This is a genomic window from Herbaspirillum sp. C7C2 (genome assembly GCF_022627865.1).
Taxonomy (GTDB): domain Bacteria; phylum Pseudomonadota; class Gammaproteobacteria; order Burkholderiales; family Burkholderiaceae_D; genus Herbaspirillum; species Herbaspirillum frisingense.
On the sequence record NZ_JABXGI010000012.1, the window covers coordinates 92,819 to 113,833 of the forward strand.

At 63.9% G+C, this 21,015-nt stretch carries 12 protein-coding genes; 9 read left to right on the forward strand and 3 right to left on the reverse strand.

Going from position 1 to position 21,015, the window contains the following annotated elements:
- The first annotated feature begins 40 nt into the window (after positions 1-40).
- From HWE04_RS16185 to HWE04_RS16195, 3 genes are read left to right on the forward strand one after another with little or no spacing between them, the layout of a single operon-like run.
- Complete coding sequence (locus HWE04_RS16185) at positions 41-946, forward strand: FAD binding domain-containing protein (RefSeq protein ID WP_241813036.1); 906 nt, start codon at positions 41-43, stop codon at positions 944-946.
- Positions 939-1,433, forward strand: coding sequence for a (2Fe-2S)-binding protein (locus HWE04_RS16190; RefSeq protein WP_241813037.1), 495 nt, complete (start codon positions 939-941; stop codon positions 1,431-1,433). The genes HWE04_RS16185 and HWE04_RS16190 overlap by 8 nt, the downstream gene beginning before the upstream one ends.
- Positions 1,430-3,841: a xanthine dehydrogenase family protein molybdopterin-binding subunit gene (locus HWE04_RS16195; protein WP_241813038.1), complete on the forward strand. Its 2,412-nt coding sequence runs from the start codon at positions 1,430-1,432 to the stop codon at positions 3,839-3,841. Before HWE04_RS16190 ends, HWE04_RS16195 begins: the two co-directional genes overlap by 4 nt.
- Before the next feature lie 145 nt (positions 3,842-3,986).
- On the opposite strand, the gene HWE04_RS16200 is transcribed toward HWE04_RS16195, so the two are convergent.
- A complete protein-coding gene (locus HWE04_RS16200) occupies positions 3,987-5,084 on the reverse strand; it encodes a porin (protein WP_077236941.1) in 1,098 nt (365 codons plus the stop codon).
- Positions 5,085-5,701: 617 nt separating this feature from the next.
- Here HWE04_RS16200 and HWE04_RS16205 point away from each other — a divergent pair.
- Both HWE04_RS16205 and HWE04_RS16210 read left to right on the forward strand, forming a co-directional pair.
- Positions 5,702-7,252 (forward strand): methyl-accepting chemotaxis protein, encoded by a 1,551-nt coding sequence (locus tag HWE04_RS16205; protein ID WP_241813039.1) that lies wholly within the window; start codon positions 5,702-5,704, stop codon positions 7,250-7,252.
- A 16-nt stretch (positions 7,253-7,268) separates the two neighbouring features.
- The gene (locus HWE04_RS16210) at positions 7,269-8,243 is read left to right on the forward strand and encodes an XdhC family protein (protein WP_241813040.1); all 975 of its coding nucleotides are present in this window, start codon (positions 7,269-7,271) and stop codon (positions 8,241-8,243) included.
- A 39-nt stretch (positions 8,244-8,282) separates the two neighbouring features.
- Here HWE04_RS16210 and HWE04_RS16215 read toward each other — a convergent pair whose 3' ends face one another.
- Complete coding sequence (locus tag HWE04_RS16215; protein ID WP_241813041.1) at positions 8,283-10,814, reverse strand: chemotaxis protein CheW; 2,532 nt, start codon at positions 10,812-10,814, stop codon at positions 8,283-8,285.
- 491 nt (positions 10,815-11,305) lie between these two features.
- On the opposite strand from HWE04_RS16215, the gene HWE04_RS16220 reads away from it, so the two are divergent.
- The 4 genes from HWE04_RS16220 (at position 11,306) to HWE04_RS16235 (ending at position 16,975) form a co-directional block, all read left to right on the forward strand.
- Positions 11,306-14,644, forward strand: a complete 3,339-nt coding sequence (locus HWE04_RS16220) for an autotransporter outer membrane beta-barrel domain-containing protein (protein ID WP_241813042.1) — start codon at positions 11,306-11,308, stop codon at positions 14,642-14,644.
- Positions 14,645-14,817: 173 nt separating this feature from the next.
- A complete protein-coding gene (locus HWE04_RS16225; RefSeq protein WP_077236946.1) occupies positions 14,818-15,195 on the forward strand; it encodes a response regulator in 378 nt (125 codons plus the stop codon).
- Positions 15,196-15,376: 181 nt separating this feature from the next.
- Positions 15,377-16,525, forward strand: a complete 1,149-nt coding sequence (locus HWE04_RS16230) for a sensor histidine kinase (protein WP_241813044.1) — start codon at positions 15,377-15,379, stop codon at positions 16,523-16,525.
- Positions 16,526-16,672: 147 nt separating this feature from the next.
- Positions 16,673-16,975: a hypothetical protein gene (locus HWE04_RS16235; protein WP_234295425.1), complete on the forward strand. Its 303-nt coding sequence runs from the start codon at positions 16,673-16,675 to the stop codon at positions 16,973-16,975.
- A gap of 184 nt (positions 16,976-17,159) precedes the next feature.
- Here HWE04_RS16235 and HWE04_RS16240 read toward each other — a convergent pair whose 3' ends face one another.
- Positions 17,160-20,786: a hydantoinase B/oxoprolinase family protein gene (locus HWE04_RS16240; protein WP_241813045.1), complete on the reverse strand. Its 3,627-nt coding sequence runs from the start codon at positions 20,784-20,786 to the stop codon at positions 17,160-17,162.
- Positions 20,787-21,015 lie beyond the last annotated feature (229 nt).

Consider the following 21,015-nt stretch of genomic DNA (forward strand, 5'->3'; position numbering starts at 1 on the left):
GCTGCGCCCACCCGGCCTGTCACAACTTATCGGATATTGCATGAAGGCATCAGGTTTCCAATACGCCCGCCCGAGTTCGCTGGAAGAGGCGTGCGCGCTGCTGGCTGAACACGGCAGCGATGCGCGCATCCTGGCCGGCGGCCAGAGCATGTTCGCCACCCTCAATCTGCGCCTGTCGGCGCCGAGCCTACTCATCGACATCAATCGCATCGAGGCGCTCAAGGGCATCGTGCTGGCCGAGGATACCAGCCATGTGCGCATCGGCGCCCTGGTGCGTCATGCCGAGACCGCCAGCTCACCGCTGGTGGAACAACATCTGCCCTTGCTGCACATGGCCATGCGCCATGTGGCCCATCCGGCGGTGCGCAACCGCGGTACCACCTGCGGCAGTCTGGCGCTGGCCGATCCGTCGGCGGAGATGCCGGCCTGCGCCATCACCCTGGATGCCTTGCTGGTGCTGCAGAGCCGTGACGGCGGCGTGCGCGAGGTGCCGGCAGTGGATTATTTCTTCGGTCTGTACGAGACGGCCCGCCAGGATGACGAAATCCTGATCGAAGCACTCTACCCGGCCTGCCAGCCGCAGGAGGTCTTCGGCTTCGACGAGCTGGCGCGCCGCCATGGGGACTTCGCGATGGTCGGCGTCGCGCTGCGGGCCAGCTATGCCGAGGGCATCATCAGCGACCTGCGGCTGACCACCTTCGGCACCGATCCCATGCCCATCCTGTCCACCGCGGCCGCTGCACTGGCGCAGGGGCAGGCGTGGTCCGTTGCGCTGGGCGAGGAGATCGCCAGGGCTGCCGTGGCCGAGCTCAATCCCGATCACAACCACTTCGGCAGCCCCGAGGTCAAGCGCCTGCAGGCGGCCGCCCTGATACGTCGCGTTCTGGCGGCGACCTTCGGCGCGCCGGCCGATTCAACCATTCCTTACGGAGCCAGCCATGGATGACCTGTCCGTCCGTTGCGTGGAACACGCCAACATCCAATTCACCCTCAACGGCAAGGACGTCAATTGCCTGGTGCCGGTGCGCCGCAACCTGGTGGACTTCCTGCGCCAGGACATGGGATTGACGGCCGCCCACGTCGGCTGCGAGGTCGGCGTCTGCGGTGCCTGCAATGTGCGCGTCGATGGCGCGGTGGTGCGCGGCTGCCTGATGCTGGCGGTGCAGGTCGACGGCCTGAGCGTGGAGACCCTGGAGGGGCTGGCCGAAAGCGGTGAGATCGCCGCCCTGCAACGCGCCTTCGTGACGCGCAATGCCATGCAATGCGGATTCTGTACGCCGGGCATGCTGATGACGGCCAATGAGCTGCTGCAGGCCAAGGCCTGCCCCAGCCGCCTGGAGATCCGCGATGCCATCTCGGGCAATTACTGCCGTTGTACCGGTTACCAGGCCATCGTCGATGCCATCGAAATAGCTGCCGGGGAGGATGCATGAGCGCCGCCGCCCAGACCGCGGCCGCTGGCCTGATCGGCCGTAGCGTCGCCCGCGCGGATGCCGAGCGTTTCGTGGCCGGACGCGGACGCTATCTCGACGACCTGGTGCTGGCCGATATGCAGCATGTGGTGTTCTATCGCAGTCCGTTCGCGCGTGCGCGTATGCACGCGATCAATGTCGACGCTGCTGCGGCCATGCCCGGGGTGAGTGCGGTCGTCACCGGCGCCGACCTGGCGACCGTCTGCGCTGGCTGGACCACCCGCTTTGCCATGTGGCCGGAGCATGTCTCGGCACCGCAGAATCCGCTGGCCATCGACGAAGTGTTCTGGCAGGGCGAAGCGGTGGCGGCGGTGGTGGCCGCTACGCGCGCGCAGGCCGAGGACGCGCTCGAACTGATCGAGATCGACTGGGAGGAGGGCGAGCCCGTGGTGGACCCGAGCGCCGCACTGGAACCCGGCTGTCCCCCCTGCCACCCGGCCATCGAGCACAACCTGGCGCTGGAGCGCAAGATCGGCAAGGGTGATGTGGCCGCCGCATTTGCCGGCGCTGCCCAGGTGGTACGACGCCGTTTCAGCTTCGGTCGCCAGACCGGTGTGCCGCTGGAGCCACGTGGCATCCTGGCCAGCTTTGACCGGCGCACCGGCGAGCTGGACATCCAGCAATCCCATCAGGCGCCCTTCCAGATGCAGGAGATCTATGCCAGCCTGCTGGGCCTGCCACTGGAGCGGGTCAGGGTCGCCAGCCCCGACGTGGGGGGCGCTTTCGGCATCAAGCTGCACGCCTATGCTGACGAGATTGCGGTGGTCGCCATTGCGATGCTGCTGGGCCGGCCCGTCAAATTCCAGGCGGACCGCCTGGAATCCTTCGTCTCCGATGTCCACGCCCGGGACGCCAGCGTCGAGGCGCAACTGGCGGTGGATGCCGAAGGACACCTGCTGGGGCTGGACGTGGATCTGCTGTTCTGCTTCGGGGCGGTGTCCGCCTACCCGCGTTCCAGTATCGGCGAAGCCTTGCAGGCGCTCGACCTGTGCGGCTCGGCCTACCGCATCGACGCCTTCCGCGGGCGGGTGCGCGGGGCCTTCGTCAACAAGGTACCGACCGGTGCCTATCGTGCCGTGGGCCAGCCCATCGCCTGCGCCGTCATCGAACAACTGATCGATGACGCGGCGGCGGCCATCGGCATGGATCCGGTCACCATGCGCCGCCGCAATCATCTGCCGGCGCGTCCGGCCGAGGCGCCGATGCTGCCTGCTGCCGGCGGCATCCCGCTGGGCCCGCTGTCATTGGACGCCTGCATGGATCAGTTGCTGGAGAACATGGATTATCGCCAGCTGCGTGCCACGCAGGATGCGCTGCGCCAGCGCGGCGTCTATCGTGGCATCGGCTTGTGCACCTTCGTCGAGCTGACCGGCGTGGGCGCGGGCCTTTATGGACCCAATCAGGTCAGGGTGGCCGGCAAGGAGGGAGTGCGCCTGAGCCTGCTGCCCTCCGGTCACATCCAGTGCCGAACGAGCGCGACCGACCAGGGGCAGGGCACGCGCACTGGCCTGACCCAGATCGTGGCCCAGGCCATGGGTAGTCCGCTGGAGACGGTGGCGGTGGCGGCCGGCGATACCTCCCGCGATCCACTGGGGGGCGGTGCCTGGGCCTCGCGCGGCATTTCCCTGGCCGGGGAAGCGGCCCTGCTGGCCGCAGCGCAACTGCGCGCCAATATCCTGGCGATCGCAGCGGCCCTTGGCGAGCAATCGCAGGACGGGCTCGATATCGTCGATGGCATGATCATCGGCCGTGACGGCGAGGCCTTGATGAGCCTGGCGGAGGTGGCGCTCAAGGCGCATTACGATTCGACCGCCATCAAGCTGGACGTCATCCCGGAACTGACGGTGGAGCGCAGCTATGCGCCGACCAGCAAGCCCTACTTCGCCGCCAATGGGGTGCAGGCGGCGCAGGTCGAGGTCGATACCGAGACCGGCATGATCCGCGTGCTGGACGTATGGGTGGTGGAAGATTGCGGGCGTATCGTCAACCCTCTGCTGACCGATGAGCAGATCCGAGGTGGCGTGGTGCAGGGGATAGGCGCGGCCCTGTTCGAGCAGTGCATCTATTCCGAGAACGGGCAGATGAGCAATGCCTCGCTGGCGGACTATCTGATTCCGATGGCCTCAGAGATGCCCCAGATCCATGTGGGCCATGTGACCACGCCCGAGCGCGAAACCAGTCTCGGTGCCAAGGGGGTGGGCGAGGCCGGGACGGTGGGGGCCATTGGCGCCATCTGGTGTGCCGTCAACGACGCCTTGCGTCCCCTTGGGCAGGGTGTATGGCAGCAGCCGTTTACGCCGGCACATGTGCTGGACGTGCTGCATCATCCCGAGATGCGTCAGGGCGAGGCAAGACTGCCTCCCTTCTGAGGCTGGCCAGATGGAAGAGCAGGCGCCGTCGCGACGGCGCCTTTTTTTCGTCCCTCTCCGGCCCCTCCGGGACGCCCAAAAAAAACGGAACGCCTCGATGCGTTCCGCCAAGTCCTACAAAGGGATCCTCAGGAGTAAAGCTGCTTCAGAAGGTATGCCGGATGCCGGCCATCACGCTGGACTGGTTCTGGCCGACACCGACCGTGCTGCCGGAGCTGACGGCAATGGCGGCGTTGCCGCGATTCTTGATGTAGGCATACGACGCGTAGAGGCTGGTGCGCTTGGACAGGAAGTAGATCGCCCGTGCCGTGCCCAGCGTGCTGTCGTCGGGTGAGTTGCGGGTATCCAGATGGGCCACCTGGCCTTCGACCTGCCACTGTGGCGTGAGCGCGTAGCTGGCGCCCAGATACCAGAGGTTGTAGTTGATGTCGACTGCACGTTGCAGGTGGCGGGCAATCAGGCCACCACCGATCTTCAGATCGCCGACCTTGAACCAGCCATTGAAGGAGGCGCGGTTGTCCTTGTAGTTGCTGCTGGTGAGCAGGTTGCCCGCCCCGGCGCCGCCGCGCAGGGTGTCGTAGGCGGTGGCGACGCCCCAGGTGGCGGTGTCGTACTTGATCAACGCCGTCCACTGGCGACAGGCTTGCGCGTCGGCGGCGTTCTCGCCAGCGCAATTGGTGGCCGCAGGCCCGCCCGCCGTGGAGGTGTCGCGACCGAAGCTATAGGTGGCGCCCACGGTGGTGTTGCCGATCTTGTTCATGTAGCCCAGCGCATTGTCGCTGCGCGTGTTGGGCAGGTAGGAGTCCATGTTGGACAGGCCGTGGTTGGCCGGCCCCATGATGTCGGCGGCGATCAGCGAGATGGCCGTCATGTTGTACTGGCGACCCAGCGTGAAGGTACCCCAGGTCGGGTCCATCAGGCCGACATTGGATTGTCGTCCGAACAGGCGGTTGCCCTGGCCCATGCCGCCGGTGGTCGGCACGAAGCCGCTTTCCAGATTGAAGAAGGCGCGCATGCCACCACCCAGGTCCTCGACCCCTTTGAAGCCGATGCGCGAGGGCAGCAGTCCGGTCAGCGGCAGCGTACGCAGCTTGCCCTGGCCGGCGGCATTGGTGTGATTGAGATATTCGACCCCGGTATCGATGATGCCGTAGATGGTGACACTGCTCTGGGCCATCGCTTCGGTACCTAGCCCCCCCAGGCACAGGCCGGCGGAGACGGCGGCTAACAGACGTTTCTTCACTTTTATTTCCCCTTCAGGTTGAACAATCAAGACAGCGTTGAAAACCACCGCTGGCGGTGGCGCTACGGATGAATCGGACTGCAATGGATCTGAACGAGTGGGCGGCGCGGCGCCTGCTTTGATGTGCGTCAAATAATGAATGACATTATTTAATCTCAATAAAATGAATGTCAATCGTTATTGTCGTGTGAGGGGAAAGTTTTTTTGTCACGCATCCTTGCCGGGGAAGGCAGGGCAGGATGGCTGGGGAAACAAATGGTGCAGCCGTCCCGTCACATGCACTTAAAAAAGAAGTTCAGCTGTCCATATTCGCGTTTTTGGTGCGTTTTTTATTCTTCATGCTCATGGAAGCCATATGCGTAGTGGATTGTGGGGCGATGTGAGGAAATGCTCGCTATCGCACACCTCTGCGCGCCGTCGTTGTTCGTGTACGACGCTGCGTTGCCGATGCCGTGACGCGGATAGTTCGAAGCGCTGCTGCGCCACCTGATGATGATGTCGATAGCGGAATTCTTCTTGACATCGAAGGATGCAAAATAACAGAATGATGTTCGTTATTAATCGCGGGAAACTATCGCCGCCGGAGGGTTGGCCGGACGGTGCTGAGGAGGGGGATGGTGAGCCAGCAGCAAGATGGTCGCGCACTGCGGCCGGGACAGTATCTGATCAGCCGGACCAGCTCGGAGGGCATCATTACCTATGCCAACCAGGCGTTCGCCGACGAGGTGGGCATTCCCATGCAGGAGTTGGTGGGCATGCCCTACACGCGCCTGATCGATCCCGACGTGCCGGCCGAAGCCGTCAAGGACATGCGCCGTACCACGATCGAGCAGGGACGCCGGTGGGCCGGACTGACCTGCATCCGGGGCAGCGATGGGCAGCGCATCTGGGCCATGACCAATGTCTCGCTGGTGCGGGAAGGCGGGCGCGTGATCGGATCGACCTCGGTGCGCACCCATGCGCCAGCGGAGCAGGTCAGTTTCGCCGCTGCCATGTTGCGCCGCTTCAAGGAGCGGCGCGCCCGTGGCTGGACCGTGCGCGGTGGCCAGTTCCTGCGCACCGGTCTGCCGGGGATGGTGCAGCGGCTGTGGCGACCGGGGTTGCTCAAGCGCATCGTGCTGTGGCAGGCCTTGCCGTTGGCGAGCGCACTGGCAGCCGGCCTGCTGTGGTCTGCAGCAAGCCGGGTGCCGGCACTGGTCATGCTGGCGGTGGCGTTGGCCATGCTGGTGCTGGGCAGTCTCTGGCAGCGACGACAGTTGATGCAGCCGCTGGAGCAGGCCACCGACTTTGCATATCGGATGGCTGCCGGTGATCTCGATGCGCCCCTTGATCAGACCGCCCAGCCACATGCCGCCGATCTGGTACGGGCGCTTCTGCTGATGAGGAGCAGCCTGGTCAGCCTGATCGGCGAAGTCGGTCGTGATGTACATGGCGTGACGCGGGCCTGTTCGGACATCGCGGCCGGCAACATGGACCTGTCCCAGCGCACCGAGAGCCAGGCATCGTCGCTGCAGGAGATTGCCTCCAGCATGGAGGAACTGGCTGCCACCATCCAGAACAATGCCGATCACGCCGTCTCTGCGGCGGCCAATGCGATGGCAGCTGCGGATGTGGCGCAACGCGGTGGGCAGGCCTTCGATCGCATCGTTCAGACCATGCAGGCGATGGCCGAGGATGCCGCGCAGATCGGACAGATCGTCAAGGTGGTCGAGGCCATCGCCTTCCAGACCAATATCCTGGCGCTCAATGCCGCAGTGGAGGCAGCCCGTGCGGGCGAGAACGGACGCGGCTTCGCCGTGGTGGCCAGCGAGGTGCGTACGCTGGCCCAGCGCAGCACTACGGCAGCACGCGAAATCGCCGAGCTGATCACCGCATCGCTACGCAGCGTGAGCCAGGGACAGTCGCAGGTGAAGACCTCGGCGACCACCATCACGGAGGTGGTCTCATCCATCGGTGGCGTGAGCGGCCTGCTCGACGAGATCTCCCGCGCCAGCATCGAGCAGCGCGAGGGCGTGCAGCAGGTGGCGGCGGCATTGTCTTCGCTGGATCGCATTACCCAGCAGAATGCGGCGTTGGTGGAGCAGGCTGCGGCCTCGTCGGCGTCGCTGGTGGAGCAGGCCGGGGCGGTGAAGCTGTCGATGGGCGTATTTCGTCTGGCCGCGGTCTGAGGCAGGGCGGACAGACATGGAAAGCCTGGATCTGGAGGTCTTGCGCACGGCGCGCGACTGGCGGCGGCAAGCATACCAGGTACACCTGTTCACGGTGGCGCGTACCTGGGGCAGCGCGCCCCGCAGTCCCGGGGCGATGCTGGCCATCCGGGACGATGGTCGCGTGGTCGGATCGGTCTCCGGCGGATGCGTCGAGGATGACCTCATCGAGCGCGTGCGTCAGGAGGGCGCGACGTCTGTGCGCCCCGCCGTTCTGGAATATGGCGCCACGCAGGAGCAGGCCGCACGGTTTGGCTTGCCCTGTGGAGGAACCCTGGTCCTGGTACGCGAATCGCTGCCGGGCTCCGGCTGGCTCGACGAAGTGCTGGAGGTCACCACCGCGCAGGGGCGCATCCGGCGCCAGCTCGATCTGGCCAGCGGCCTGTCCTGCTGCACGAGGCTGGGCTATGCCGACGGTGCCTTGCCCGGGCCAGTGCTGGCGCAGCCTGACTTCACCGTATGCTACGGGCCGCGCTGGCGCCTCTTGATCATCGGCGCCGGACAGCTGTCACAGGCGCTGGCCAGGATGGCGATGATGCTCGACTACGAGGTCCTGGTCTGCGATCCGCGCGAGGAGTATGCGGCGGGCTGGCATATCGCCGGTACCCGGCTGGTCGCCGGCATGCCCGATGATGTGGTGCTGGAGATGAAGCCGGATTCCCACACCGCCATCGTGGCACTGACCCACGATCCCAAGCTGGATGACATGGCCCTGCTGGAGGCGCTGACTTCTTCGGCCTTCTATGTCGGCGCCCTGGGTTCGCGTGCCAGCAGCCAGCGCCGTCGCGAGCGGCTGGCCTTGTTCGATCTCGGCGCGGCGCAGATTGCGCGGCTGCATGCGCCGATCGGTCTGCCTATCGATAGTCACAGGCCGGCTGAAATCGCCGTCTCCATCCTGGCGCAGATGACAGCCGTCAGGAATGCCGCGGGTCTGCCCGGCGGTGACGGCTGAGGGCAGGCAAGCGAGGGCGGCTGTCCGTCACCCCCCGCCTCAGGACGCCGCCAGGTAGGCCTCCTTGCGCGGCCCGAAGAAATTCATGACGATGCGTTCCACATCCACCACCTGGATGGTGTCGCCAGGCTTGGCGGTCCGGATCAGGTTGCCGATGTAATTGACGCCACCGCCGAACATAATCAGCGGCGCATCGATGTGGCTTTCGCCGAATTCCAGTACGTCATGCAGACCATCGACCAGTAGTCCGACCAGGCGTCCGGCATGGCGCACGATGACGATCTCGCGGCTGTCGGCGGTGGTCGATGCGGTCGACAGCAACAGCTGGCGCATATCCACCACCGGTACGAACACCGATTTGGCTGCGCCTCCTTCGTGATAGTCCAGCGCACCCGCCAGCACCGGTTTGAAGGTGGAGGTGGAAAGCATGCGCGAGGCTTCGATGGCTTCGATCACGTTGCCGGCCGGCAGTGCGAAGACAGCGCCGTCGATGGTGACGGTGGCGAATTCGCGCAGCTTGCCGCCGCTGCTGGCGACTTCGATATCGGCGCCGTCGAGCGCACGCACGGCGCCGCTCTGTTGGCCGATGGGCGTGAAGACCATGGCAATCACGTCGTTGACGTAATCGTCGCTGTTCTTGTACTCGCGATAGCCGAATGAGGTGGTGTGGCCGACCACCATGTAGTGGCCGTCATGGATGCGGATTTCAGCTGCGCTGCTGCCGTTGGCGCTGCTGCTGGTGGCCGCGCCCAGCGGCAGCACGCTGCCGGGCGGGTAATCCGGGTGGGTACTGGAAATGACCTGTCCCTGGCGGTCGGTATAGGCGGCGAAGGCGCCTTCCTGCTCGGGCAGGGCAGAGCCCAGCATGTTGGCGAACTCGGGCGTGGCGTCGAACACGATGGCAATGCCGCCGACCGGAGGACCGCTGCGCTCAGGGGGGAAGATGGCTGCGCTGTAGAGATAGGTGGCCGCACCATCGTAGAGGGCCGTCGCTTCGAAGGGCGACACGCAGTATTGGCCTGGATCGCTCAGGCGCATGGTATTGCGCAGCAGCTGTTCGTCCACCCGCAGGTTGCCGCCGGAGGCGCCGGGATTGCTGCCCTCGCTGGCTTCGGCGAGGGGCTTGCTCATCGCGACGATGTGGCCGTGGCTGTCGAACACCACCAGCCTGGTGTAGACGGTATAGAGCGCATTGATGGAGGCCAGGATTTTCTGGAGCTCGGCCAGTTCGGCGGGCCGCCGCGTCTCCTGGGCCAGCAGCTGGCGCAGGCGCGGGGTCAGTGCCCACCAGCGGCAATCGTTGGCGCGTTCGTAGAGATTGCGGTCCATGATGTCGACCATCAGGCGCGAGATGTACTGCAGGTCCTGCAGGCTCGACGACAGCGCCGTGGCATACAGGTCGAGAATGGATTCGCGGAAGACCTCGTTGGTCTCGTCACCGGTCTGGCTGATTTCCTGCAGGATGGCCTTGAGCCGCAGCAGGTCGCCAGCGTCGCCCGAGGCCATGATCTTGCCGTTCCACACCACGCGCCGCAGCGAGTGGTTGATGGAGTCGGCCAGCAGCGTGACGTCATGCAGGGGCGGGCAGAAGGAGCGGGCGTGTGACATCACGCCAGCCAGCAGGTCCGCGTCGTATTGCGAGAGCATGTCCTGGCCAGGCTGACGGAAGGCCACATCGCAGGCCACCATCACGTGGCCGTACCAGCCGGGGCCACTGTAGCCCTGGTAGTTGCGCGCGGCGCAGGTACGCGCCAGGTAGTCGCGCCCGGCATGGGTCACCAACTGGTAGGGGCCTTCCAGCGCCAGCGGCACGGTGCGGCCGACCGGCACATGTTCGACATCGCTGCTGGCGATGACGCGTCCGTCCTGGTCCAGCATGAGCATGACGCTGCGGTCGTTGGGCTTGCGCAGTCCGCCGAAGACGTCGTCCATCTCCACCGCCACCGGGAAGCACAGGCACAGCACGCCGATGGTCTTGCCATCCTCGGGGTTGACGATCTTGTGGGAGTAGATCAGGGAGCGTTCGCTTCCGCCGCGCAGATCGGTGACGGCAAAGGTCTCCAGATAACCGTTGGCGGCCAGGGTGCGCGCTATCAGCGGGTCGCGGGAATGCGTCACGGTATTGGCAGGGTCGAGATTGGCCAGCACCTGTCCCTGTGGATCGAGAATGAAGATCTCGTCATAGACCGTGTACTTTTGCCGGTAGGCATTAAGTCGCGCCACGATCTGGTGGCGCTCGCCGTCCGGCCCGGCCAGGATGAACTGGCGGATGGCCTCGTCCATGGCCAGGAAGCCAACATCGGCGGTGCGCTCGAACAGGTTGCGGACCACGATGTCGATGATGACCCGGGCCTTGAAATCGAACTCCTGCACCACTTTCGATACGTTCTGTTGCACCAGATTGGCGATGAGCCTCTTTTCCAACTGGTTGAAGCCCTCGCGCGTCACCTTGATGGTGGGCAGGATGCTCTTGGCTTCGGTGGGACATACCATCTTGGCAGTCGACTCGATCAGGCGCCAGGCAACGCTGAGCTCCCTGAGCGAACGTTCGCAGTCGACGACGGCAGGCATATGCCGCAAAAATTCTTCAGTCTGTTGATTGTCATGCATGATCTTGTGAACTACCCGTTGAAACCCCCATTGACACTAAGCAAGTTGCGCGCCAATGAGAACGCTTTTCGTCTGGCTGGAAGCGTGTTCCCGCCTGCCGGGACAGGCATGTGACAGGCACATGACCGCGGCATGACAGACCTGTGACAGACGCGTAACAGCGACGTCCACTGGACGTAAAAACGACGTAACAAGGAAGTAAGCGCAGTGGTGATCGCTAACCATTCATCACCACTGTCGCAAAAATGATGCTCAGCAGTAATTGCGTGCAGCCAATAGATCGGGCTGGGGGCAAGGCCGGTGGTGAACCGCGCAATCAGGGGTGGAAAACCGTCCTATTTGCCGGCTTTGCCCCTTCTCTGGCTGTTGTACGGTGGCGCCTTAACAAAAACACGTAAAACGTTAAGAAACGCGCCAGAGGCCGGAACGGCCGGCGCCATCAGGGGGGTAGCATGAAGGGCTTGGTATTGAAGGCCGTCGCCGCAGCGGCGATGCTGGCCTGCGCGCAGACACAGGCGCAGACACAGGCGCAGACCTATGAATCACACACGATCCTGGACCGCAATCAGGTGCCGATCTTCGAGGCCCGCTTCTACGGGCCTGCTGACGGTGACTTCCAGAAAGAGGGGGACACGTTCCAATCCTCGCCGTTTGCGCTCTCGGACATGTTCAAGCAGCAGACCCTGGCGGGGCTTCGACAGTGGGCCAACTATATCAAGGTGATCCCCGGTACGTCCCCGGCGGTGATCAATATCGGTAGCGAGGATGGCGACGACAACGCCCATGCCGACAGTCCGTTGGTGCCTGGCCTGCGCATCGCGCCGACCCAGGTGCAGGCAGCGCTGCAGAATCTGCAGGCCGGCAAGTTGACACTGGGTGCGCATGGCTTCGTGGGTATTGGCAACCTGCCGGTGAGTACCAACGACTACATTCCTTCCCAACTGCCGCGCAATGTCACGGGCTGGGATCTGCCGGCGGTCGCTTTTCACGAGATCGGACATGCACTGGGGATCGGCTCTGATGTCAAAGAAACCGAGCAGCCCTCCGGCCCCTCCGTGTATAACTTCAGCGACAGGATCAGCCAGTGGACCGCCCACCTGCGCGACGACAACGGCAAGGCGGCCCAGCCCGGCCAGGTGATCTGGTGCATGACATGCAGCAAGGTGAGCGGTGCCGATGTGTTCGACGTCAGCAAGAACTCGGGGTATTTCATCGGTCCGAACGTGGCGCAGGTGCTGGCCGGCTCCGGCATGCGCGGCATACCGCTCAGCACCGGCACCGAGACCGATTCCGATCCGCCATTCATGTCGCATCTGGAGCTCAAGAACAGCCTGATGAGCCATCAGAGCTACCGCAACTACACCACCTTCATGGAAGCCGAACTGGCGATCCTGCAGGACCTGGGCTATGACATCGACCGTCGCAATTTCTTCGGGCGTTCCGTCTACGCCGACGGCCAGGTGATCCTCAACGACGACGGTTTTTTCCAGCGCAATGCAGAAGGCAGCGCCTACCTGCCCAATACCTATAACCTGGCCACGCTGGGCCTGGGCCTGCATGTCTACGGCAGCAACAATACCATCTACCAGCGCGCCGACCTGCTCTCGGCTGGCGCAGGTGGCGCGGGCATGCGCATCGACGGCGCCGGCAACCATATCATCATCCTGCCCGGTACCCGGGTCTATGCCGATGGCGCCTATGGGCGCGGGGTGATGTTCACCTATGGCAAGGACCACACCCTCACCCAGCGCGGTGACGTACAGGCCCTGGGCGAGGACGGCATCGCAGTGAGCTTCGACTTCGGCAACAATATCCTGGGCAATGACAGCGACTACCGTGGCTCCTACATCTACCGGGGATCGAAGGCCACTGGCTCCCTGCTGGCGGAGCTGGATGGCCCGCTGGTCAGCCGCTTCGACCTGACCGGGCGCCTGGCCGGCCGCAGTGCGGCCATCTATATCTCCAGCAATGCGTATGTGGGCCAGATCAACGTCATGCGCGGCGCTTCGCTGCAGGGCGATATCCGTTCCGACTATGCCGAGCTCGACGGTAGTGCGCCACGCCTGACCATCCTGAGCTTCGGTTACCTGCCGGACGGCGATGGCCGCGCCACCGCTTCGGCCGATCCTGGCTTCGCATTGCGCTATGACGGCAATATCGTGGGCATCGACAATCTGTCGCTGGCGTTCGAGGGCGGCACCACCTTCCTGACCGGCGACCACCAGATCTACCAGGTCAATATCGCCCAGGGCGCCCTGCTGGGTGGCAGCAGCCGCTATACCTTGAATAGCGCCGGCCTGTTCACCAACCATGGCACGCTGGCCCCCACGCTGGGCAGCAACATCACGGTGGTCGGCAATTACGCGCAGGGGGCCGACGGCCGGTTACAGACCAGCGTGGACGGCAGTGGCAACATCAGTTCCCTGATTGTCAGCGGCAACGCGGCGCTGGATGGCAGCCTGACCATCGCCCCGCAACGCAGCTGGTACGCAAACCGTTTCGCGCTCACCAGCGATCAATGGCTGCAGGCCGGCAGCGTCAGCGGCGCGTTCGCGTCGGCCAGCGCCCTGCTGGCTTCGCCCACCCTGGTGGCTGACGTCAGCGCAGCGGGCGGCCTGAGCTATACCGTTTCGGTGCAGCGCCGCGATGCAGCCTATTCGCGCTACGCCAACGATGACGTGACGCTGCAGGTCGCGCGTTCGCTCGACGTGGCAGCGGGCAATGCCCGGGGCGACATGCGTTCGCTGGTGGCCGCGCTGGACTTTTCGGCGGCCGACGGCGGCGCCATCGCACCGGCATTGCGGCAGCTGTCGCCGGTGGCCTATGGCGAAATGTTCTCGGGTGCCTTGCTACGTGAGCGGCACATCGGTGATCTGGTGGCCGCACGCGCACCGGCCGTAACGATGCTGGACGGACAGGTGCCGGCGGGCAGCGACTGGACGGCGTTCGCCATGCCTTTCGGTAGTGCCTACTGGCGCGACCGGTCCGAGCGTGCCGTGGGCGCCAACGGCAATACCTATGGCGTGGTGCTGGGGGTGGAGCGCAGTGGCCTGGCCATGGATGGCTGGACGGTGGGCCTGCATGGCGCGGTCAGTGGGCAGTCGACCCGGGTCGATGGCCGCACCCCGGCATCCGGCGAGACCTCGGCGCTGGACGTGGGCGCACACCTGGCCTATGCCGCCGATCCCCTGGCCGGACCGCATGCCTTCGCCCAGGCCCGCGTGGGCGTGGAAGACGGGCGCCTGGAACGCAAGATCGGTTTCAACGGATATCAGAGCGCGCCGCGTGGCACCTGGACCGGCACCGTCGCCAGCGCCACGCTGGGTGGTGGCTGGCGCTGGCGCATCGGCGAGGGCAGCAGCGCCGGGCCGCTGGCCGGTCTCGACTATACGGTGCTGTCGCGGCCTGCGATCACGGAAAACAATACGGACGGGCCGGGCCTGCAACTGGACAGCAATTCCTTGCGTTCCATGCGTGCACGCCTGGGGGGCGAATGGCGCAGCGACCTGTCGCTGGCCTCGGGGCGGCAGGTCCGTGCCAATCTGCGTGCCGGCGTGAGCCGCGACATGCTGGCGCGCACGACCACGCAGACAGCGCGCCTGGCGGGGTATCCCGACGTCGCATTTGCGGCAAGCAGTGAAGTGATCCAGCGCGACAGCCTGGACCTGCAGGCCGGCGCCTCCTACCGGGTGCGGCAGGACATGGTGGTCGACGCATCCTTGTCCAGCACGCTCTGGCGCGGCGGTGATGCGGAGCTGACGGCGGCCGTCTCGGCGAACTGGCGTTTCTGATCCTTGTGCACGGCAGGCCGTGCCATGGTCGCGCTTTGTGCGATTTTTCCTACGTCGACGTAGGCGATTTTTTGCGAGTTTTGAGTGATTCCCTGATCCCGGTGGCGATCAGGGCGCCTCATAATCGATATTGACGCCCACCTCGGGCGCTGTACGAGAGAGCGGACTCATCCATGCAACGAACGGAAATTGCCCGCACCATTCTGGTGGTGGAAGACAACACCGATGTCCGCGCACTTTTCTGCGAAGTGCTACGGACCGAAGGCTATCAGGTCCTGGAGGCTGCCAACGGCGCACAGGCCTATGAGCTGCTGCTCGACCCACAGCAGAGGGTGGATGTCGTCCTTACCGACCTGCGCATGCCGGTCATGGATGGGTTGGAGCTGGCGACCAAACTTAAATCCGAGGCCCAATTCGCGGCGATTCCCGTGGTCCTGCTAAGTGCCACGCCGATGAAGAACTCCTGGCAGGCACGCGAAAACTTTGCGGCCCTGCTCACCAAGCCTTGTGCCTTCAGCTTGTTGCTCTCCACCGTTGAGGCCGTCCTGTAGGGAACAGGCTGTCCGGATAGCTGGTGCATGGGGAGCGGTTTGTCCACCATGCGGCATTGACGCGTGATCCCTGGTTTCTGCGGGGAATCTTTCCGCTCATCAGGAACAATCCATTGGCTTTTTCGTTCTCATTTTCCTAAAGCTCCAACAACTGGAAGTCTGATCCGGAGGAAGAAAAAAAATGTCAAACAGACCTGTGCTGCGCTTGTCCGACTTCATCCGCTCCCGCATGGAGTTGATCCTGGAAGCCTGGGAGCAATTCGCCAGAACGATCACCCCGCCCGCCTTGACCATGGATTCGAAAGCACTGAGGAACCACGCCTCGGTGATGCTGCGGGCCATTGCCGATGACCTGGACAATACTCAGACCGAGGCCGAGGGCATCGTCAAATCGGAAGGGCGTGCGCCACGCGCCGCCGATGACACCGCGGCCGAGACCCACGCTATCGCCAGGCTCTTGTCGGGCTTCAATGTGGAGCAGCTGGCTTCCGAATACCGTGCCCTGCGCTCCAGTGTTTTGCGGCTCTGGGCGCGGGAATGGAAGGAGGGGTATGAAACCAATGTGGACGACATCACACGCTTCAACGAGGCCATCGATCAGGCGCTGGCCGAATCGCTGGCACGCTACACCAGACTGTTCGAACAGTCGCGCAATCTGTTCCTGGCCATCCTGGGCCACGATCTGCGCAATCCGCTGGGTGCGACCATCCAGGGGGCGCAGATATTGCTGCTGGCGGACGATATCAACGATCAGCACCGCAAGATTGCCGCGCGCATCTACAACAGCGGTCATCGCATGAGCAAGCTCGTCAGCGACCTGCTCGACTATACCAGGACCCACCTCGGAGCCGGCCTGCCGCTGGACGTGAAGTCCGCCAACATGGGCGAGATCGCAAGACGCGTGATCGACGAAATCGGCAGCGCCCACCCGGACCGGGACATCGTATTGAAGAGTTCGGGAAGGCTGGACGGTCATTGGGACGCTGGCCGTATTGCACAGGCCTTGTCCAATCTGCTTGGCAACGCCATACAACACGGTCTGCCTGCTGAACGCATCCTCATCGCGATCGACGCCGGCGATGAGGAGGTGGTCGTTTCCGTCAATAACCGCGGACCTGTGATTCCGGAAGAGCAGCGCCAGGCCATCTTCGAGCCATTGGTGCGTCTGGTGGCCTCCAACAGCAAGGAGGGGGACCGGCCCGGCAGCATGGGGCTGGGTCTCTACATCGTGCGGGAGGTGGCGATCGCACACGGCGGCTCTGCCACGGCGAGCTCATCGGCTGGCGAGGGCACGACGTTTGCCATTCGCCTGCCGCGCAGTGGCCGGTAGCACTGGGGCAAGCCTGCGGATTTCGATGACGTCTCCGACAGCGGGCGCCTACGCCAGCAGAAGCCATTGGCCGATACGCGCGAAGAGGCCGCAGATCGATGATGCACCTACTGCGCATGAGCGCAGCATCAAACCAGGAGCGAAGACATGTCGAACCAGAATCAAGGCGGAACCCGCGGCGGTTCCCAAGAGCAGCATGTGCAAGCCGGTCAGCAGAGTCACAAGAACGATCAACAGAACCAGAGCAGCAACCAGGCAGGACAGCAGCAAGGCGGTGGCACGCGGGGCGGTTCGAGCGAGCAGCACTCGCAGGCTGGCCAGCAGAGCCACAAGAATGACCAGCAGAACCAGAGCAGCAGCGGTTCGGGTCAGCAGCAAGGCGATTCGTCGCGCGGTGGCTCACACGAGCAACACGTCAAGGCCGGCCAGCAAAGCCACAAGAATGGCTAGGCAGCAACTAGTCTGAAGCCCACAGATCGGCCGCTTCAGAAAAAAGCGGCGTCGCCTTCGATATCGAAGAGGACGCCGCAAAGAGACACACTACCACCAGAAGTACTACTTGCTACGGCACTACACGGTACTGCTACTGCACTTACAACCCACTACTCTCTACTTCTCCTCGCCCGAGGCAGTCTCAGACGGGCTTTCCATAACCGCCGCCACCCGGCGTCTCGATGACGAATACTTCGCCGGCCTGCATCTCGGTGCTGGCGACAAAGCCGACATCCTCTTCTCGACCATCGTTACGGATCACATAGTTGCGGCCGCATTTGCCAGGGTCGCCACCATCGGCACCGAAAGGCGGCACGATGCGGTTGTTGGAGAGGATCGATGCCGTCATCGGTTCCAGGAAGCGGATCTTGCGGATGCCGCCGTTGCCGCCATGCCAGGCACCTGCACCACCGGAGCCTTCACGGATCTCATAGCTTTCCAGACGGACCGGATAACGCCATTCCAGGATTTCCGGATCGGTCAGGCGTGAGTTGGTCATGTGGGTCTGCACCACATCGGTACCGTTGAAGCCCTTGCCGGCCCCCGAGCCACCGGAAATGGTTTCGTAATACTGATAACGGCCGTTACCGAAGGTGAAGTTGTTCATCGTGCCCGGCGCCGACGCCAGTACGCCAAGTGCGCCATACAGGGCATTGGTGATGCAGCTGGAGGTCTCCACGTTGCCCGAGACCACCGCCGCCGGATAGCGCGGATTGAGCATGGAGCCCTCCGGGATGATGACGTTCAGGGGCTTCAGGCAACCGGCATTGAGCGGAATCTCGTCATCCACCAGCGTGCGGAAGACATACAGCACCGCGGCCATGCAGATGGCGCTGGGCGCGTTGAAGTTGTTGTTCAGCTGCGGCGAGGTACCGGTGAAATCGATGTCGGCGGTACGCTGCTCGTGGTTCACGCGGATGGCGACCTTGATCACGGCGCCATTGTCCAGCGGATAGTCGTAGCTGCCGTCCTTCAACAGGGTGATGACGCGCCGCACCGCTTCTTCCGCGTTGTTCTGGACGTGATCCATGTAGGCCTTCACCACGTCCAGGCCGAAGTGATCCACCATCTTCAGCAGTTCTTCCACGCCCTTCTGGTTGGCCGCGATCTGAGCTTGCAGGTCAGCCAGATTCTGGGCGATGTTGCGCGCCGGGTAGGGGCCGGAGCCGAGCAGGGCCACGGTTTCCTGTTCCAGGAAGCGGCCGCCGCGCACCAGCTGGAAGTTGTTGATGAGGATGCCTTCTTCTTCCACCACGGTGCTGTTGGCCGGCATGGAGCCGGGGGTGATGCCGCCGATGTCGGAGTGGTGGCCGCGCGAGCCGACATAGAACAGGATCTCGCGGCCATCCTTGTCGAAGGCCGGCGTGATCACGGTGATGTCGGGCAGGTGGGTGCCGCCGTGGTAGGGATCGTTGAGCATGAACACATCGCCCGGCCGCATCTTGCCGGCGTTCTCGCGGATGATGGTGCGGATGCTCTCGCCCATGGAACCCAGGTGCACCGGGATGTGCGGCGCATTGGCGATGAGGTTGCCCTGGGCATCGAAGAGGGCGCAGGAGAAGTCCAGGCGTTCCTTGATGTTGACCGAGAAGGCAGTGTTCTGCAGGCGCAGGCCCATCTGTTCGGCAATGCTCATGAAGAGATTGTTGAACACCTCCAGCATGACCGGGTCGGCGTCGGTGCCGATGGCCTTGCGTTGCGGGCGGGCCTGGTAGCGTTGCATCATCAGATGGTTCAGCGGCGTGACTTCGGCCAGCCAGCCGGGTTCGACGATGTTGGTCGCGTTCTTCTCGGCCACGATGGCCGGGCCGTGGACGATATCGCCGGGGCGCATGTCTTCGCGACGGTACAGGGCGGTGTCGTGCCACTGGCCGCCGGAGAACAGGCGCACTGTTTCGGTGACAGTCAACGGCCCCTGGCGCGGGGGCAGGTGTTCGGGCTTTTCTTCGCGGTCGGTGGAGATGCCGATGGCTTCCACCGAGATGGCCTCGACGATCATGGTCTTTTCCGGCATCAGGAAGGAATAGCGCTTCTTGTAGGCGGACTCGAACTGCTCGACCATGCCGGCCAGGTCGCCGAAGTTGACCACGATCACCGAATCGGTGCCGTCATAGCGCAGGTGGGCGCGCTGGATGACGTTGATCTGCTGTGCTGCCACGCCCTGGGTGAGGAGGTCGGTCCTGGCCTCGTCGGAGAGCTTGCCGAGTTCGGCATCGAGTTGACCCAGCGACTGCGCGGACAGGGGCAGTTCCATGGCCTGTTCACGCATGGCGGTCTGGTCGGCCAGACCCATGCCGTAGGCCGACAGCACGCCGGCGAAGGGGTGCGCGAAGACGCGCGTCATGCCCAGCGCATCGGCCACCAGGCAGGCGTGCTGGCCACCGGCGCCGCCGAAGGTGGTGAGGGTGTAGTCGGTGACGTCGTGACCGCGCTGCACCGAGATGAACTTGATGGCGTTGGCCATGTTGCCGACGGCGATCTCGATGAAGCCTTCGGCCACTTCTTCCGGCGTACGGCGATTGCCGGTCTGTTGATGGATCTGTTCGGCCAGTTCGCTAAACCTGGCGACCACGGCGTCGCGATCCAGGGCTTCGTCGGCAGCCGGGCCGAAGACCTTGGGGAAATAGGCCGGCTGGATCTTGCCCAGCATGACGTTGCAGTCGGTGACCGCCAGCTGGCCGCCACGGCGATAGCTGGTCGGGCCGGGGTTGGCACCGGCACTGTCCGGGCCGACGCGATAACGGGTGCCGTCGAAATGCAGGATGGAGCCGCCGCCGGCAGCCACGGTGTGGATGCTCATCATCGGGGCGCGCATGCGCACGCCGGCAACCTGGGTCTCGAACTCGCGCTCGAATTCACCGGCATAGTGCGACACGTCGGTCGAGGTGCCGCCCATGTCGAAGCCGATGATCTTGTTGAAGCCTGCCGTCTCGGCGGTACGCACCATGCCGACGATGCCGCCGGCCGGGCCGGAGAGGATGGAGTCCTTGCCCTGGAAGCGGTGGGCGTCGGTCAGGCCGCCGTTGCTCTGCATGAAGAGCAGGCGCACGCCATCCATCTCGCTGGCGACCTGGTCCACGTAGCGGCGCAGGATGGGGGAGAGGTAAGCATCGACCACGGTGGTGTCGCCGCGCGAGACCAGCTTCATCATCGGGCTCACCTCGTGGGAGACCGAGACCTGGGTGTAACCCAGCTCGGTGGCGATGTCGGCCAGCTTCTTTTCGTGTTCGGTGAAGCGATAGCCGTGCATCAGCACGATGGCCACGGCGCGATAGCCCTCCTGGTGCAGCGCCGCCAGTTGCTGGCGCACCGAGGTGGTGTCCAGAGGCGTGATCACTTCGCCGTGGGCGCCCAGGCGCTCGTCGACTTCCACGACTTTTTCAAACAGCAGTTCAGGCAGGACGATGTGGCGATCGAACAGGCGCGGGCGGTTCTGATAGGCGATGCGCAAGGCATCGCGGAAGCCCCGGGTGATCAACAGCACGGTCGGATCGCCCTTGCGTTCGAGCAGGGCATTGGTGGCGACGGTGGTGCCCATCTTCACCGCTTCGACCACCTGTGGCGAAATCGCCTCACCGGGTTTCAGCCCTAGCAGACGCTTGATGCCGGCTACGGCCGCATCCTTGTATTGCTCGGGATTTTCCGACAGCAGCTTGTGCGTCAACAGCGTGCCATCCGGCTTGCGCGCGACGATGTCGGTGAAGGTGCCACCGCGGTCGATCCAAAACTGCCAACGCTGCTCCCCCAACAAATTCTGACCTTGTTCCATGGACGCCTAACCTTTCTGAATTAACTTTATTAGTGCAGTTTATTGATGAATTATTGAGATAGTGCACTCAAAACGTGCGATTAAGTCCTGCTTGCTGAGCCGGCCGATCCCCCGCCGAAAATCCTGAACAGGCCTGAAACCCTTTCTGCGCCTGTGTTTTCCACCTTGTCCCCACTCGACTTCAAATTCTGGCACGCGCTTTGCTAATAACACGACGAAGAAATTGTCG